Origin of the sequence: Pantoea sp. WEP (assembly GCF_041678305.1) — a bacterium.
Lineage (GTDB): Bacteria > Pseudomonadota > Gammaproteobacteria > Enterobacterales > Enterobacteriaceae > Pantoea > Pantoea dispersa.
Genome location: NZ_JBGNXB010000001.1, coordinates 633,269 through 649,540, shown reverse-complemented (window position 1 = coordinate 649,540; position 16,272 = coordinate 633,269). Strand labels below are relative to the sequence as shown.

General features: G+C 58.6%; 12 protein-coding genes. 8 read left to right on the top strand and 4 right to left on the bottom strand.

Features of this window, described 5'->3' with window-relative positions; genetic code table 11:
* The first annotated feature begins 8 nt into the window (after positions 1 to 8).
* From ABVR31_RS03080 to ABVR31_RS03070, 3 genes are read left to right on the top strand one after another with little or no spacing between them, the layout of a single operon-like run.
* Complete coding sequence (locus tag ABVR31_RS03080; RefSeq protein WP_371221606.1) at positions 9 to 707, top strand: molecular chaperone; 699 nt, start codon at positions 9 to 11, stop codon at positions 705 to 707.
* Positions 707 to 3,139: a fimbria/pilus outer membrane usher protein gene (locus tag ABVR31_RS03075; protein WP_372771796.1), complete on the top strand. Its 2,433-nt coding sequence runs from the start codon at positions 707 to 709 to the stop codon at positions 3,137 to 3,139. Before ABVR31_RS03080 ends, ABVR31_RS03075 begins: the two co-directional genes overlap by 1 nt.
* Positions 3,136 to 4,098: a spore coat U domain-containing protein gene (locus ABVR31_RS03070; protein WP_141496425.1), complete on the top strand. Its 963-nt coding sequence runs from the start codon at positions 3,136 to 3,138 to the stop codon at positions 4,096 to 4,098. The genes ABVR31_RS03075 and ABVR31_RS03070 overlap by 4 nt, the downstream gene beginning before the upstream one ends.
* 420 nt (positions 4,099 to 4,518) lie before the next feature.
* Here ABVR31_RS03070 and ABVR31_RS03065 read toward each other — a convergent pair whose 3' ends face one another.
* Positions 4,519 to 5,841 (bottom strand): MFS transporter, encoded by a 1,323-nt coding sequence (locus ABVR31_RS03065; RefSeq protein WP_215800631.1) that lies wholly within the window; start codon positions 5,839 to 5,841, stop codon positions 4,519 to 4,521.
* 401 nt (positions 5,842 to 6,242) lie between these two features.
* Here ABVR31_RS03065 and ABVR31_RS03060 point away from each other — a divergent pair, with 401 nt between their 5' ends.
* Together ABVR31_RS03060 and ABVR31_RS03055 are read left to right on the top strand one after the other, a co-directional pair.
* The gene (locus ABVR31_RS03060; RefSeq protein ID WP_372771795.1) at positions 6,243 to 8,087 is read left to right on the top strand and encodes an Ig-like domain-containing protein; all 1,845 of its coding nucleotides are present in this window, start codon (positions 6,243 to 6,245) and stop codon (positions 8,085 to 8,087) included.
* A 194-nt stretch (positions 8,088 to 8,281) separates the two neighbouring features.
* A complete protein-coding gene (locus tag ABVR31_RS03055) occupies positions 8,282 to 10,615 on the top strand; it encodes an Ig-like domain-containing protein (protein ID WP_372771794.1) in 2,334 nt (777 codons plus the stop codon).
* A 113-nt stretch (positions 10,616 to 10,728) separates the two neighbouring features.
* Here ABVR31_RS03055 and exbD read toward each other — a convergent pair whose 3' ends face one another.
* Entirely contained in the window at positions 10,729 to 11,151 is a 423-nt protein-coding gene (gene exbD, locus ABVR31_RS03050; protein WP_021509588.1) for a TonB system transport protein ExbD, read from the bottom strand.
* A 5-nt stretch (positions 11,152 to 11,156) separates the two neighbouring features.
* Entirely contained in the window at positions 11,157 to 11,885 is a 729-nt protein-coding gene (exbB, locus tag ABVR31_RS03045; RefSeq protein ID WP_222951597.1) for a tol-pal system-associated acyl-CoA thioesterase, read from the bottom strand.
* Between the two features lie 404 nt (positions 11,886 to 12,289).
* Here exbB and metC point away from each other — a divergent pair, with 404 nt between their 5' ends.
* The gene (gene metC, locus ABVR31_RS03040) at positions 12,290 to 13,480 is read left to right on the top strand and encodes a cystathionine beta-lyase (RefSeq protein WP_150059415.1); all 1,191 of its coding nucleotides are present in this window, start codon (positions 12,290 to 12,292) and stop codon (positions 13,478 to 13,480) included.
* 105 nt (positions 13,481 to 13,585) lie between these two features.
* On the top strand, positions 13,586 to 14,245 hold the full coding sequence (locus ABVR31_RS03035) for a DedA family protein (RefSeq protein ID WP_021509591.1): 660 nt from the start codon (positions 13,586 to 13,588) through the stop codon (positions 14,243 to 14,245).
* A 21-nt stretch (positions 14,246 to 14,266) separates the two neighbouring features.
* On the opposite strand, the gene ABVR31_RS03030 is transcribed toward ABVR31_RS03035, so the two are convergent.
* Positions 14,267 to 15,184, bottom strand: a complete 918-nt coding sequence (locus tag ABVR31_RS03030; RefSeq protein ID WP_372771793.1) for an AraC family transcriptional regulator N-terminal domain-containing protein — start codon at positions 15,182 to 15,184, stop codon at positions 14,267 to 14,269.
* Between the two features lie 205 nt (positions 15,185 to 15,389).
* On the opposite strand from ABVR31_RS03030, the gene dkgA reads away from it, so the two are divergent.
* Positions 15,390 to 16,217, top strand: a complete 828-nt coding sequence (gene dkgA / locus ABVR31_RS03025; protein ID WP_021509593.1) for a 2,5-didehydrogluconate reductase DkgA — start codon at positions 15,390 to 15,392, stop codon at positions 16,215 to 16,217.
* The last annotated feature ends 55 nt before the right edge of the window (positions 16,218 to 16,272 follow it).

Here is a 16,272-nt window from a genome sequence, read left to right as displayed (position 1 = left end):
GATGAAAGATGATGAGCCTGCGCGCCCTGCTTCTGTGGTTTCTTCTGGCCCTTTCGCCCGCCAGCTTCGCGGCCAACTCGCTGATGATCTGGCCGATTGATCCCGCCATCAATCCGCAGGAAAAAGCCAGTGAACTGTGGCTGGAGAATCGCGGTAACGCCACCACCATCATGCAGGTGCGCATCTTCAACTGGCAGCAGATTGACGGCCAGGAACAGTATCAAACGCAGCAGCAGGTGGTCGCCAGCCCGCCGATGGTGCGGCTGGAACCGGGGCAGAAGCAACTGGTGCGCCTGATTCGCCAGAGCACGCCGCCCGCCGGCGTGGAGCAAGCCTATCGCGTGGTGCTGGATGAGATCCCGACGCCGCGCTCGCCGGGCGAGAATCAGGCCGGGCTGACGTTTCAGATGCGCTACTCGGTGCCGCTGTTTGTCTATGGCGATGGCCTGACGCGCGACAGCACCAAAGCCGATCTCAGCTGGCGTCAGGTCAGCCGCGACGGCAAACGCTGGCTGGAGCTGACCAATCGCGGCAACGGCCACGCGCGCCTGAGCAACGTCACCGTCGGCGGTCGCGCGCTCGGCAACGGCCTGTTTGGCTATGTGCTGGCTAACAGCAGCCACCGCTGGCCGCTGAACAGCCCGGTGAGCGGTGAACTCGCGGCCGAGGTGAATAAAACTCACTGGCGCAGCGCTGCCGCGCGCTGATGAAGCTGACGCCGCCTCCCTGCGCGCTGGCGGTGACCAGCGTGCTGTGCTTTTCCCCGCTGAGCAGCGCAGAGACTTTCTCTGAGCTGCCACCGCCGCCTGCCGTCAGCCACAGCGCCAGCGGCCAGCAATACATGCTGGAACTAGTGGTAAACCAGCGCGAACGGGGCGAGATTGTGCCGGTCGAGCGGCGCGACGGTGAGTTCTGGCTGCGCAGCGGCGATCTGCAGCGCGCCGGCATTCCGGCGGCGAAGCTGGCTGGCGAACAGGTCGCTCCCGGTCAGTTGGGTGAGGTTAAAGTGGAATACGATGAACGCCGCCAGCGCCTGCTGCTGACGGTACCGCCCGCCTGGCTGCCAGAGCAGACGCTCGGTCAGCCGCAAAATGGCCCGCGCTATCCCGGCCAGGCCAGCAACGGCGCGCTGCTCAACTACGACCTTTATGCCACGCGCACCGACAACGCCGGTTCGCGCCTCTCCAGCTGGAACGAGCTACGCCTGTTCGGCCCGGCCGGCCAGTTCTCCAGCAACGGTGTCTATATTCAGCAGCTTGCGGGTGACACCCGCGGCCAGCAGCAGGGTTACATTCGCTACGACACCTGGTACAGCAACGAGAACGAGAACGCCGCGCTGAGCTGGCGCGCCGGGGATTTGATTACGGATGCGCTGGGCTGGAGCAACAGCGTGCGCCTTGGCGGCGTGCAGATCGCGCGTGACTTCAGCGTGCGACCGGATCTGGTCACCTACCCGCTGCCCGCCTTTAGCGGCCAGGCGGCGGTGCCGTCGTCAGTCGATCTGTTTATCAATGGTTACCGCAGCGCGCAGGCCAACGTGCAGCCGGGGCCGTGGTCGCTGACCAATGTGCCATTCGTGAACGGGGCGGGCGATGCGGTGATCACCACCACCGACGCGGTCGGTCGTCAGGTGACGACGACGCTGCCGTTCTACGTCTCCAGCAGCCTGCTGAAAACCGGCCTGTCTGATTACGCCTTCTCCGCCGGGGCGATTCGCGAGAACTACGGCATCAAAAACTTTGATTACGGCGCGGCGGCGGCCAGCGGATCCTATCGCTACGGCCTGCGCGACTGGCTAACGCTCGAATCGCACGCCGAAGGCAGCAGCGACGTGGCGATGGGCGGTGCCGGCGCGCTGGTGAAGCTGGGCAGCCTGGGCGTCATCAACGCCGCGCTGGCGCAGAGCCAGCTGGACGGCAGGCCCGGCACCCAGTACAGCTGGGGTTACCAGTACAACAACAGCTGGTTCAGCCTCGGCACCCAGCACACGCTGCGCAGCGCGGATTTCGGCAACCTGGCGCTGGTCGGCAGCCGCGGCGACAGCGCCAATACCAGCTATTCGCTCGCCAGACGCAGTGCGCAGTACACCGCCAGCCTGTCGCTCAGCCAGTACGGCAGCCTCGGTCTGGCGTATCTGGACATCGCCGGCGGCAGCGGCGATCGCACCCGCCTGTGGAATTTATCGTGGAGTAAAAACCTGTGGGGCAATAGCAGCCTGTACATCTCCGCCAGCCGCGACCAGCAACAGGGCGACTGGAGCGGCGCGATTTCGCTGGTGATTCCGTTTGGCGAACAGAGCAGCGCATCGATCAGCGTCGAGCGCGATCAGCAGGGACAAAGCAATCAGCGCCTGTACGTGTCACGCGCCATGCCGAGCGACGGCGGTTTTGCTTACGATGCGTCATGGGCGCATCAGGGCGGCGACAGCGGCGATTATCGTCAGGGCAGCCTGCGCTATCGCAATAACAAGATCGATACTTCCGCTGGCTTTTACGGCGACGATGACAACACCACGCAGTGGGCCGATTTTACCGGCTCGCTGGTGCTGATGGACAACCATGTGTTCGCCGCCAACAACATCAACGATGCCTTTGTGGTGGTGAAAACCCGCTATCCGGACGTGACGGTGCGCTACGAAAACCAGACGATGGGCCGCACCGATGACGCTGGCTATTTGCTGGTGCCGTCCATCAGCAGCTATTACGGCGCGAAGTACGATATCGATACCCTCGATCTGCCGGCTGACATGACCGCGCCCAAAGTGGAACAGCGCTTCGCGGTGAAGCGCAAAAGTGGCTATCTGCTGAATTTCCCGGTGGAGCGCCTGCGCGCCGCCAGCGTGATCCTGCACGACAGCGACGGCCAGCCGCTGCCGGTCTCCAGCCAGGTGTTGCGCCGCGATCGCGCCACCGAATATGTCGGCTGGGACGGCATCGTGTGGATGGAAGATCTCAGCGCCAGCAACCCGATGCGCGTGGTGACGCCGGACGGACGCCAGTGCGAGACCACGCTGGCTATTGCTGAGGGGCAGCCTAAAGCGCTGCAGACTTACGGTCCACTCACCTGCCCGTTGCCGCCTGCCGCGCCCGGTACGGCAGTGAATGCCGCCAACAACTCACAGTCAGGGATCTCGCCATGAGGAAATTTCTGTTCTTACTGCTGTGGCTGCTGCCGGCCAGCAGCTACGCGCTCTGTTCGCTTTCGGCCCCCAGCGCCAGCTTTGGCACGCAAACCACGTTTTACGTGCAGTCGACGGCAGTCAATACCTCCAGTAACACCAACGTTAACTGCGGCACCGGCACGCTCAACCTGCTGGGCAGCGATTACGTCGCCTATGCGTTTACCACCGCCAACTACCTGAGCGGCACGCGCGCCACTATGAAGGCGTCTGCCAGCGGCACCGATAACGTGCCGATTCAGCTGTGCATCGACAGCGCCTGTGCCACCGAACTGCGCCAGGGCGGCAGCTATCGCTGGAACTCTTCCGCGCTGCTGGCGCTCGGCAACAGCCTCAATTTTGTCATTCCACTCTATTTCCGCACCGTGCCTGGCCAGGTGATTGCCGCCGGCAGTTACACCACCACCATCACGCTGACGGTGAGCTATAACGTGTGCGCCGGGTTGAACGTAGCGGGCGCGTGCGTCGGCACGGTGCAGAGCAGCAGCGGGACGGCGATGCCGATCACCGTGAATATGGTGATCACCAACGACTGCACCACCATTACGGCGCCGAACGTCAGCTTCGGCAGTGCCCCGCTGGTCGGTAGTTTTTCTACCGTGCAGCAGACAATTAACGTGGTGTGTTCAAAGGGCAGCACGTATACGGTAGGACTGAGTAATGGCAGCTATTACAGCGGCACCACGCGCCAGATGGCGAGCGGCACCAACCGGCTGGCGTACGATATTTATAAAGGCACCACCACCACCAATCGCTGGGGCCCGAGCGGCAGCGACCGCTGGAGCAGCGCGACCTCGACATCGCTCAACGCGGATACCGTGACGCGCAACTTTACCTATACGGCGCAGATTCTGACTACGCAGAATACGCCCGCAGCGGGCAATTACAGCGATAGCGTGGTGGTGGATGTGGCGTTTTAGCGGGGTGGGTAAGGAGTGGGCTGATCGAGCGGGAGTTGAGGTGGAGTGCAGGTCTGCGAAACCGCACTGAACGGTTCCCTCTCCCGCGTGCGGGAGAGGGTTAGGGTGAGGGCCAGCAGGCAGAGCAGGAGCTGGCTTGCCCCCTCATCCCCCGCCTTCTCCCGCCAGCGGGAGAAGGGGCTGATCGAGCGGGTGTCGAGGTGAAGTGCAGGTTTGTGAAACCGCACCGAGCGGTTCCCTCTCCCGCGTGCGGGAGAGGGTTAGGGTGAGGGCCAGCGGGAGAAGGGGCCGATCGAGCGGGCGTTGAGGTGAAATACAGGTCTGCGAAACCGCACTGAACGGTTCCCTCTCCCGCGTGCGGGAGAGGGTGAGGGCCAGTGAGAGAATGTTAAAGTGAGGACCAGCGCATACCAGCTCTAACTACAGCGACGCGCCCACTACCGTTGCACTGTGCCGCGCCTGGTACTGTTTCACCATGCGGCCGATCAGCAGCGTGCCTACCAGACCGCACACCGCGGCAAACGACAGCCAGACACCCGGCATCGCTTTATCGCCTGTAGCATGAATCAGATAGCTCGAAATCGCCGGCGTAAAACCACCAAACAGCGCGGTCGCCAGGCTGTAGGCCAGCGAAAAGCCCGAAGCGCGCACTTCAGCCGGCATGATCTCCGCCAGATACACCACCATCGCGCCGTTATAGCTGGCGTACAGGAACGATAACCACAGCTCCGCTTCCACCAGGTGCGCAAAGGTCGGCGATCCCACCAGTCCGTGCAGCACCGGCCAGGTCGTCAGGATCATCAACACGGTAAAGGTAATCAGCAGCGGCCGCCGCCCGATGCGGTCCGACAGCGCGCCCATCACCGGCAGCCAGAACAGGTTCGAGATGCCGACAAACAGCGTCACGAGGAAGCTCTGCTTGTCACTCATCATCAGCACGGTTTTACCAAAGGTCGGGGTAAACGCGGTAATCATGTAAAACATCACCGTGGTGGTGACCACCATCAGCATGCCGGCCAGCACCAGCGCCCAGTTCTGCCCCACTGAACGCACAATCTGGCCCATAGACGGATGCGATTTGCGCTGGCTGAACGCTTCGGTCTCTTCCAGCATGCGGCGAATCCAGAACAGGAACGGCACAATCAGACAGCCGACCACAAACGGAATACGCCAGCCCCATTCGGTCACCGCGTCCTTCGCCAGCAGATGATTAAGCCCCAGCCCCAGCAGCGCGGCGAAGATCACCGCTACCTGCTGGCTGCCCGACTGCCAGCTGACGTAAAAGCCTTTGCGGCCTTTGGGGGCCACTTCAGACAGATAAACCGAGACGCCACCCAGCTCCACGCCCGCCGAGAAGCCCTGCAGCAGGCGGCCCAGCAGAATCAGAATCGGCGCCGCCGCGCCCAGCGTGGCGTAGCCTGGCACCAGCGCGATAGTCAGCGTACCGAGCGCCATCAGGCCGAGCGTCAGCAGCAGCCCTTTGCGCCGGCCGTGATGGTCAATGTAGGCCCCCAGTATAATCGCCCCGAGCGGACGCATCAGGAAGCCGGCGCCAAAGGTCATCAACGTCAGCATCAGCGAAGCAAACGGATCGTCGCCCGGGAAAAAGGTTTTTGCAATGGCGGTGGCGTAGTAGCCAAACACCATAAAATCGTACATCTCAAGAAAGTTACCGCTGGTAACGCTAAAGATGGTTTTGGCACCGCCCTGCGATGACTTTTGTAAAGTGTGACTTGAGCTCATATCGTCCTTCCTGGTTTTTCTCCTGTTTTAGCCTGCCGGCGCGTGAATAGATGTGATCCTGTTCACCATTGCACTTTACAAAAGTACAAACAAAGGTAACAAAGGATTAACAAGACCGATCCGATCAGCTTATGAGGAAAGTTAATAATTCTGGGCTTTTGCGCTGGCTGGCGCGGGACAGACTATCGACCTTTCCGGTGACATAACTTCAGCACCATCAGGCCTAAGCAAGCCATGTCATGAGCTTTATCCTGCTCTTTTTAATGCCTTTTTCATTAGCAGAACTTATTAAGATCAGTCTTAGAAACGAGACGATTCTGGTACATGGCGCTATCCCCTCCCCCGTTAAGCTGGGCAGGCAACGGTAATCACGCCGTTGATGATTTTGGTGGAGAATACTTATGCTAACACCTCTCAGCTTTGACCCCTTTTCATCCATTAATACCTTACGAGTGGGCACACCTTATCCGCTGCTGAGCGGCAGCCTGCCGGCGCAGGCCGGTGAAATCATTGAGTTCATTATCAACGAACACCGCTACAGCACGCCGGTTGCCGCCGACGGCAGCTGGTCATTTCAGCCGCCGTTCTCGCTGAGCGAAGGCAGCCATGACATGGTGGCGCGCATCGGCAACAGCGGTGAACCGCATCCGTTCTCTGTTGACGTCGCGCTCTCGGTGCCGGACAAACCGGCGATCACCGCGCTGTTTGACGACGTCGGCAGCGAAACCGGCCCGGTCGGGCGCGGACACACCATTGATGACACCACACCCAAAGTGCAGGGCTATGCGCTGCCGGGCAGCATGGTGCGGCTGTACGATCACGGCAGGCTGATTGGCAGCACCGTGGCCAGTAAAAGCGGCGAATGGTCGCTGGAGCCGCTGCTGGGTGCGGGCGGGCATCAGCTAACCGTCACCGCCACCGACGAGTTTGGCCGCGTCAGCGAACCTTCTGACCACTTCGACATCACTGTGGTTGCCAGCGGACCGGTGCCGCCAACCATCAGCTACGCCATTGACGATGTCGGCACCGTGCAGGGCCAGCTCGCCAGCGGTTCCACCACCGACGACTTCTCGCCGCTGATCGTGGGCCGCGCGGAGCCGAACAGCATCGTTTATCTGTTCGCGCAGAACGATCACGGCGGAATCGGCTATAAAGGCAGCGTTAAAACCGATGCCAACGGCGACTGGGTGATTCAGTCGCGCGCGATGATCAGCGGTGACGGCATCTACACCTTCTATGCTTCTTACGAGAACAGCAAAGACGACTACCGCCCGGATTTCAGCCTTAATATGTCGGCGCTGGAGAATCTGCGTCCGGCTATCGACTGCGCGCGTGACGATACCGGCGCCCATACCGGCCAGGTGTACCATCGCGGCACCACCGACGATAAAACGCCGGTGCTGGAAGGTCGCGGTGCACCGGGCAGCATCGTCGAGATTGAGTACAACCTGAGTAACAGCGGCTGGCACAGCGCGGGCAGCGTGATAGTCGATGCGCAGGGCAACTGGCAGTTCGCCGGCTTTGAACTGACCTATTTTGGCGAATGGGGTTTCCGCTCGCGCGGCGTGGCCGATGGCAAAGCCAGCGCGTGGAGCGATAAGTTCGAACTGCTGGTGATCCCCGGCGCGCCGCTGGAACCGACCATCGACTACGCCTGGGACAACGCGGGCCCGCTGCAGGGGCCGGTTTATCAGCACGACTCAACCGATGACACCACGCCCACGCTGCACGGCAGCGGCACGCCGGGTCAGGTGATTGAGATCGAGTATGGCGTGCAGGGCGAAGGTCTGCGCCACGCCGGCAGCGTGCTGGTCGATGCCGACGGCAAATGGAGCTTTACCTCACCCTATCTGCATCAGCCAGGCGTGTGGGAATATCAGGCGCGCGCCTCAACCGGCGAGATGAAGAGCAACTGGAGCAGCAAATTCGTGCTCGACGTCAGCCCGGACGCCGCGTTCGATCAGCAGGCGCAGGATGAAGCCCAGCCGGATGCGCTGACGCTGCACCAGCTGCTGAGCGAAGGTGGCAAAGGCCTGTTCGTTGAGGATGACAGCACCCAGCTTCTGGTTAACGGCAAGCCAGGCGACAGCGTGCAGCTGCAGGATATTCTGCCGGCAGGTGAAGCGGTCGACGGCTGGACGCAGCAGACCGGCACGCTGACCATCGCCGGTACGCAATATCACGTCTGGAGCCACGGCGACGCCGAACTGCTGGTGCAGGACGGCGTGCAATTGCAACTGGTATAACCCCCCGATGCCGTGCGCGCAGCACGGCATCATCCTGCCCTCTTTCCCCGGTTTTTCACCCGCTCGGACTTTTCTCCCTTCGGGACAGGTCTCATACAGCGTTTTACGTCATCTATTACAAAATGCGCCCTTTATAACAAGGCGCAGCGGCCCTCGCTGCAATGGACCCAACGTAAAATACAGGAATAATCTCCATGGATCTGTTTGATTTTAAAGAGGTGAAGTACCTCGAGCGCGACACCAACACCCCAACCTTTCTCGGTGAAATCAAGTCAGAAGCGGGTAAAGGCGGCCAGGTAATGATTACCCTCGGCGACAGGAATTTCTTTGTCGATATCAACCCGCAGGACGGCAGCTGGAAGTGGACGCCACCGGAAGCGCTGGCCGATGGTGAATACAGCATCTCCTTTATGACCATCGACACCGCCGGTAACGTCAGTACGCCGACGCAGCGCACGCTGATCATCGACACCACGCCGCCGGTCGCACCAACCCTGCTTAACCTGTATGACGATCAGGGCTCCATCACCGGCAGCTTCGATGCGGGCAAAATGACCGACGACCGCCGTCCGACCCTGACCGGCATCGCGGAGAAAGGCGTGATTGTTTATCTGAAGGAAGGCGATACGGTTATCGGCAGCGCGAAGGCGGATGAACATACCGGGATGTGGAAGATCGAGCCGGAGATTGACCTCACCGACGGTCAGCATGATTTGACGCTGGTGGCGAGTGAAACCTTTGCGGACAAGGTGCGCGAGGGTGAGCCGTCGGATGAGTTCACAATTATTATAGGTAAAGACGGCGAAGTACCGGTCGATCCGGGCGGCGTGGCGAAAATCATTGATGCCGTTGATAACGTCGGCAACGTGACCGGCTCATTGAAGAGCGATGGTATCACCGATGATACCACGCCAGAGCTGCGCGGCAGCGCGCCAGCAGGCAGCGTAGTGCGGATTCAGTACCGGAATGCTCAGGGTGAATGGGTAGATGGCGGTAATGCAGTAATGAACGGCACCAGCTGGAGCTGGACACCAAACCCGGCGTTAAGCGAAGGCAACTGGCAATTCAGAGCAAATGCCGGCGACGAGTGGAGTAACGAATTCACCCTTAATATTGATTTGGCGCCTGCAAGCGAGACCACGATTGCTTACGCCTGGGATAATTATGGTCTTGCCACTGGCATGTTAGGGAATTCCGCCCGGACAGATGACCGCACACCTACGTTACATGGGCGTGCCGAAGCAAACAGTATTGTTTATATTGAATATGGCAAAGCTGGAGCCCCCTGGATTCCAGGTTATTCAGTTCAGGTTGGTGCTGATGGTAACTGGGAATTTACACTACCTATCGAATTAGGTAATGGTAACTGGGAGTTCCGGGCAAAAAGTGGTAATAGTGGCGCATTCACACCCAAGTTCAAACTCAATGTGATTGATAATAATCTTGCTCCAACTATTGATTTCGCCCTGGATAATGTGGGTAAAACACAAGGAAAATTAGCATCTGGTAGTATAACTGACGATACAACTCCCGAGCTACAAGGCCATGCCGAAGCCAACAGCACTGTCTATATAGAATACTATCTTGGAAACAGCAGTAAAAACATCGCCTCAGTGACTGCTAATATATATGGAGAATGGACATTTTCCCCGCCAAGACTTAATTATGGGAACTGGACTTTCAATGCTTATACAAACGAAAAAGCACAGAGTACATTTGAAATAAACGTCAGAGAAACCGACTTTACCAGCAGTCGCGAAGATTTTAGTAATGGAGCATTTATACTTATACCAGGTAACACAGTCACTTTAGCCTCCGGCATCAAAGTATATCATTATTATGGGCTCGCCTATCAAAAGGATAGTTTAACGATCGGAAATGATTTTCATAACTCTAACTTTTCTACTAACAAACAATCGGCCGTTTATTTTTATATTGAGAAATCAAACTACTTTAAGTTTGATGCTGCTTTTGGATACAGCCAATATAATACAGTATCTTTTTACAATGAAAAAAATGAGCGTATAGGGTCAATTGTAGTTGATAAAAAATATGGCCATCATGCTTATGAGTTTATTGCCCCAGAAGGAGAATTAATAAGTAAAGTATCGGCGTCCAATAGTTCCTGGACAGACTATGCTGGAAGATCATACTATGACATTTTCTCCTTAGACAATTTCGACTGGGGTATAAAGGATAATGTTGTCAAATCCACTGATGGATCATTAAATGAAATTTCCACATTTGACGCCGATGCGTTTATTGCACTGGATAATTTAACAGTAGAAGAAATTTTCTCTAAAGGAACCAAAGATCTCTTCATCGACGACGGCAAAACCCAGCTGATGGTCAACGGCAATCAGGGCGACACCGTACGCCTGGAAGATATCCTGCCTGAAGGCAGCGAGCAGGAGGGATGGACCGAGCAAACCGGCACCGTGACCATCGCCGGGAACCAGTATCACGTGTTCAGCCACGGCGACGCGGAACTGCTGGTACAGGACGGCGTAACGGTGAATCTGGTTTAACCGCGGTTCGGCACCGCATCCTGACATGGCGGCCTGCTCCGGCCGCCGCAATAAAAAAGGTCGTCATAATTGACGACCTTACAGATAAGCTGGCTGGGTTTACGCCGGTGAAACTATTTCTTCACCGTCTCCATGCCCATCAAACCAATCTTCAGATAACCCGCTTCACGCAGCTGATCCATCACCGACATCAGCGTTTCATAATCCACTGACTTATCCGCCTGGAAGAAGATGGTGGTCTCTTTGTTGCCTTCGGTTTGCGCGGTGAGCGCGTTCACCAGCGTCTCTTTGGTCACCGCATCGTTACCGATGTAGATCTGTTTATCGGCTTTGATCGACAGATAAACCGGCTTCTCCGGACGCGGCTGCGGCGCGCTGGTCGAGGCAGGCAGATTGACGCGCACATCCACCGTGGCGAGCGGCGCGGCGACCATGAAGATGATCAGCAGCACCAGCATGACGTCGATAAACGGCGTCACGTTGATTTCGTGCATTTCGCCATCGCCGACCGCATCATCGTTTAAACGCATCGCCATAATACTTACCCTACGCGCAGTTTCTGGGCCGCCGCCGGACGGTTAACTTCTTTTGCGGTATCGACATTGCCGAGGTCCAGATCGCGGCTCTGCAGCAGCAGCAACTGCGCCGCCACGTCGCCGAGCGAAGCTTTGTAGCTGGCAATCATGCGGGCGAAGACGTTGTAGATCACCACCGCCGGGATTGCCGCCACCAGGCCAATCGCCGTCGCCAGCAGCGCTTCCGCGATGCCCGGTGCCACTACCGCGAGGTTGGTGGTCTGGGTTTTCGCGATACCGATAAAGCTGTTCATGATGCCCCACACGGTGCCGAACAGACCGATAAACGGCGCGACGGAACCGATGGTGGCGAGGAAGCCGTTACCGCGACCGGCGTGGCGGCTGAAGCCCGCGACGCGACGCTCAAGGCGGAAGCTGGTGCGCTCTTTGATGCCGTCAAGGTCTTCGCTGCCGGCGGAGAGTTCCAGTTCGTTACGCGTGTCGGCGAGCAGCACGGCACTGTGGCTGTTGGCTTTGAAGTTTTCGGCCGCGCGATACGCGTCATTCAGTGAGCGCGCTTCGCCCAGCGCCAGCTGTTCACGCTTCAGGCGACGTTTCGCCCCGCTCAGCTCTGCATATTTGCCAAAGAAAATCGCCCAGGTAACGACCGAGGCCAGCAACAGGCCGATCATCACAATTTTTACCACGATATCGGCATGCTGATACATGCCCCAAACGGAGAGGTCCGTTTGCATCAAGTCACTGGCTACCACGCTGCGTCTCCGACTTCTGTTGCACCGTTCACGATTGAAGCGCGGATCATAGCAAAAAAACCGACCGAAGTGATAGTGGTTCTCATTACTATTTACAAAGCTGTAACCCGCTGAATTGATACGGCGCAATGTTTAGCGCGATAAATCGCGCCGCTACGGTTGGGTGCGGTTTGTGGACTGGAGCAACTGGCGCGGACGAACATCCCGTACGGGTCGTAGCGGCGCAATTTATTGCGCTTTGCTTTTCCGCCGCGTAATAAAAGCCACAACCAGCCTCTTTCCGCGATTGTGCTGGCGTCACTCTGATATTCGGCAAACGGGCTCAACCCCGCGCCGCGATTCGTGGTAAGTTGGATGCTTTGTGAGACGTGTCAGGAAAGGCAGTGATGGCAACGAAAAAAATTGATACCCGGCTTGTCACCGCGGGACGCAGCAAACGTTACACTCAGGGCTCGGTTAACAGCGTCATTCAGCGCGCATCCTCACTGGTTTTTGACTCCGTCGCGGACAAACAACGCGCCACCGCCGGACGCGCCAGCGGTGAACTGTTTTATGGCCGGCGCGGCACCCTCACCCATTTTTCCTTCCAGGATGCGATGACCGAACTGGAAGGCGGCGCCGGCTGCGTGCTCTATCCGTGCGGTGCGGCCGCGGTCGCCAATGCCATCCTCGCGTTTGTCACCAGCGGCGATCACATTCTGGTCAGCGGCGCGGTGTACGAACCCACCCAGGATTTCTGCACCAAAATTCTCGCGAAGCTTGACGTCACCACCACCTGGTTCGATCACTGCATCGGCAGTGAAATCGGCGAGCTGGTGCAGCCGAATACCCGCGTGGTGTTCCTCGAATCACCGGCTTCCATCACCATGGAAGTGCAGGATATTCCGGCGATTGTCGCGGCGGTGCGCGCCAAAGCACCAGACGCGGTGATCATGATTGATAATACCTGGGCGGCGGGCGTGCTGTTTAACGCGCTGGAGCATGGTATCGACATTTCTATCCAGGCCGGCACTAAATACATCATCGGCCACAGCGATGCGATGATCGGCACTGCGGTCGCCAACGAACGCTGCTGGGCGCAGCTGCGCGAAAACTCCTACCTGATGGGCCAGATGGTGGATGCAGACACCGCGTACATGGCCAGCCGCGGCCTGCGCACGCTGGCTACGCGTCTGCGTCAGCACGAAGAGAGCGGCCTGCGCGTGGCCGAGTGGCTGGCGGCGCAGCCGGAAGTGGCGCGCGTCAACCATCCGGCGCTGGCGCAGTGCAAAGGCCACGAGTTCTGGCGGCGCGACTTCAGCGGCAGCAGCGGGCTGTTCTCATTCATCCTGCATGAAAAACTCACCCCGGCGCAGCTGGCAAATTATCTCGATCGCTTCCACCATTTCAGTATGGCCTACTCGTGGGGCGGCTTTGAATCGCTGATTCTGGCGAACCAGCCGGAAGAGCTGGCGGCAATTCGTCCGGCGGGCGGCGTGGATTTTGACGGCACGCTGGTGCGTCTGCATATCGGTCTCGAGCACGTTGACGATCTGCTGGATGACCTGAAAGCCGGCTTTGCCCGCCTGCATGCGTAAAAAGATAAACCAAACTTAAACCATCCGGTGCGGCGTAGCGGAGATCAACGATTACGCCGTCCCGGACGGTTAAAATACAAGCCTTGTGACTCGATGGGATAGCTGATGGGTGTTTTACATGAGATTGTCCAGGCGCTGTGGCATCAGGATTTTGCCGCGCTGGCCAATCCGGATGTGGTGTGGATTGTCTACGGCGTGATGTTTCTGACGCTGTTCCTGGAAAACGGTTTGCTGCCTGCCTCGTTCCTGCCCGGCGACAGCCTGCTGCTGCTGGCAGGGGCGATGATCGCCAAAGGCGTGATGGATTTTGTGCCGACCATGGTGATTCTGACCACCGCCGCCAGCCTCGGCTGCTGGCTGAGCTATCTGCAGGGGCGCTGGCTTGGTAATACTAAAATCGTCAAAAGCTGGCTGATGCATTTGCCAGCGCAGTACCATCAGCGCGCCTGGCACCTGTTCAATCGCCACGGCCTGATGGCACTGCTGGTTGGCCGCTTTCTGGCCTTCGTGCGCACGCTGCTGCCCACCATGGCGGGCATTTCGGGTTTGCAGAACGGGCGTTTTCAGTTCTTCAACTGGCTGAGCGGCGCGCTGTGGGTCGGGATTGTAGTGGCGATGGGCTACGGCATCAGCCAGGTGCCGTTTATCAAGCGCCACGAAGATCAGGTGATGGCGATCCTGATGGTGCTGCCTATTGTGCTGCTGTTTCTCGGCCTCGGCGGCAGTATTGTGGTGATCTGGAAAAAGCGTCGCCAGAAAGCCTGACCTCTGTAAAGCGCCGCCGTTTCAGGCGGCGTCAAACGGCTGCAGCGCCCCGGTCTGACGCGCACGGCTCGCCTCTTCTCCCGGCGTCACGCCAAAGTACCGTTTAAACTCCCGCGAAAACTGTGACGGGCTTTCATAGCCGACGCGCACGGCGGCGGCGCTGGCCTTCAGCCCATCCTGCAGCATCATTAACCGTGCCTGATGCAGCCGGTAACGCTTGAGATACTGCAGCGGCGAGGTCTGGGTCACCGCCTTAAAGTTATGGTGAAACGCCGAGACGCTCATGTTGACCTCCGCCGCCAGCATTTCCACGCTCAGGCTTTCGGCAAAGTGGTTCTCGATGCGGCGCAGCGCCCGGGCCACCTGGCTGAACTGCGTCTGGCGATTGACCAGTGACAGCAGCGCGCCGCCAATCGGCCCGGTCAGTACGTAATAGATGATTTCACGCACCAGCTGCGGGCCGAGCACGCGGGCGTCACGCGGTTTATCCATCACATCCAGCAGCCGTTCCGCGGCGCACAGCATCTCCTCGCTCAGGAACGCAGAGTGAATGCCGGAGGTTTGCGGCTGCGGCTGAAACTGCTCGTCATCGCCAATGCTTAACAGCAGATCCTGCAAACTGGCCGGATCCACGGTGAGACTCATGCCGGCCAGCGGCTGCTGCTGCGTGGCGTCGGTTTCGCACTCCACCGGCAGCGTGACCGTGAGCATCAGATATTTGGTGGCGTCGTAGCGAAACACCGTGCTGCCGAGGTAGCCGGTTTTGTGTCCCTGAAACAGGATCACGATGCCCGCCGGATACAACATCGGCGTGCGCGGCAGCGGTTCCTCAGCGTAGATCAACCGTACGTTTTCCACCGCACACAGCGGCTTTTGTGGCTCGCGCATCAGCGTGATCACGCGCTGCGCCAGCTGGCGGCAAAGGGCATCGTTCGGCATGGCACTCTCTCGGGCAGCAAAAAACGCAGTGTGCCGCATTGCTGCATAAAGCTCCAGATGGCTGGAGAATCAGGCAAGATTTTTGCAGGATTGCACCGGGCGAAAGTGCCGTTCGGTTGCCACAATGATCCTCAGGTCAGGTTTGTTGACTAGACTTAAGCACATCGTTTCTACGGTAAGTCACTGCAACCGATAAGGAGTCACTATGGCAGAGCAACCCCGGATTAAACTGCACGACGGCAACATGATGCCGCAACTCGGCCTTGGCGTCTGGCAGGCCAGCATTGATGAAGCGCGCAATGCGGTGCTGGAAGCGCTGAAGGTCGGCTATCGCTCCATCGATACCGCCGCTGCGTATAAAAATGAAGAGGCGATTGGCCAGGCGCTGCAGGAAACCGACGTAGCGCGCGATGAAATCTTTATCACCACCAAACTGTGGAATGATGACCAGCAGAATGTTGAACAGGCGATGGAGACCAGCCTGAAGAAGCTGCAGCTGGAGCAGGTGGATCTGTATCTGATGCACTGGCCGTGCCCGCAGAAAGACCACTACGTCGATGCGTGGAAGAAAATGGTAGAACTGCAACAGCAGGGCCTGGCGAAAAGCATCGGCGTGTGTAACTTCCATGAAGCGCACCTCAAGCGGCTGATTGATGAAACCGGCGTGTCGCCGGTGGTGAATCAGATTGAACTGCATCCGATGCTGCAGCAGCGCACGCTGCATGCGTGGAATGCACTGCATCAGATTCAGACCGAGTCGTGGAGCCCGCTGGCGCAGGGCGGCGAAGGCGTGTTTGATCAGGAGATCATTCGCGAGCTGGCGAAGAAGTACAGTAAGACGCCGGCACAGATTGTGATTCGCTGGCATCTGGACAGCGGCCTGGTGGTGATTCCGAAGTCGGTAACGCCGGCACGCATTCAGGAGAACTTCCAGGTGTTTGATTTCCGGCTGGATAAGTCAGAAGTGAGCGAGATCGCGAAGCTGGATAAAGGCAAGCGGCTGGGACCGGATCCGGAAGAGTTTAATGGATGACGTGGGTGAAGGATGCCATGGGTGAAGGGTGCGGTTTGCCCCCTCACCCCGGCCC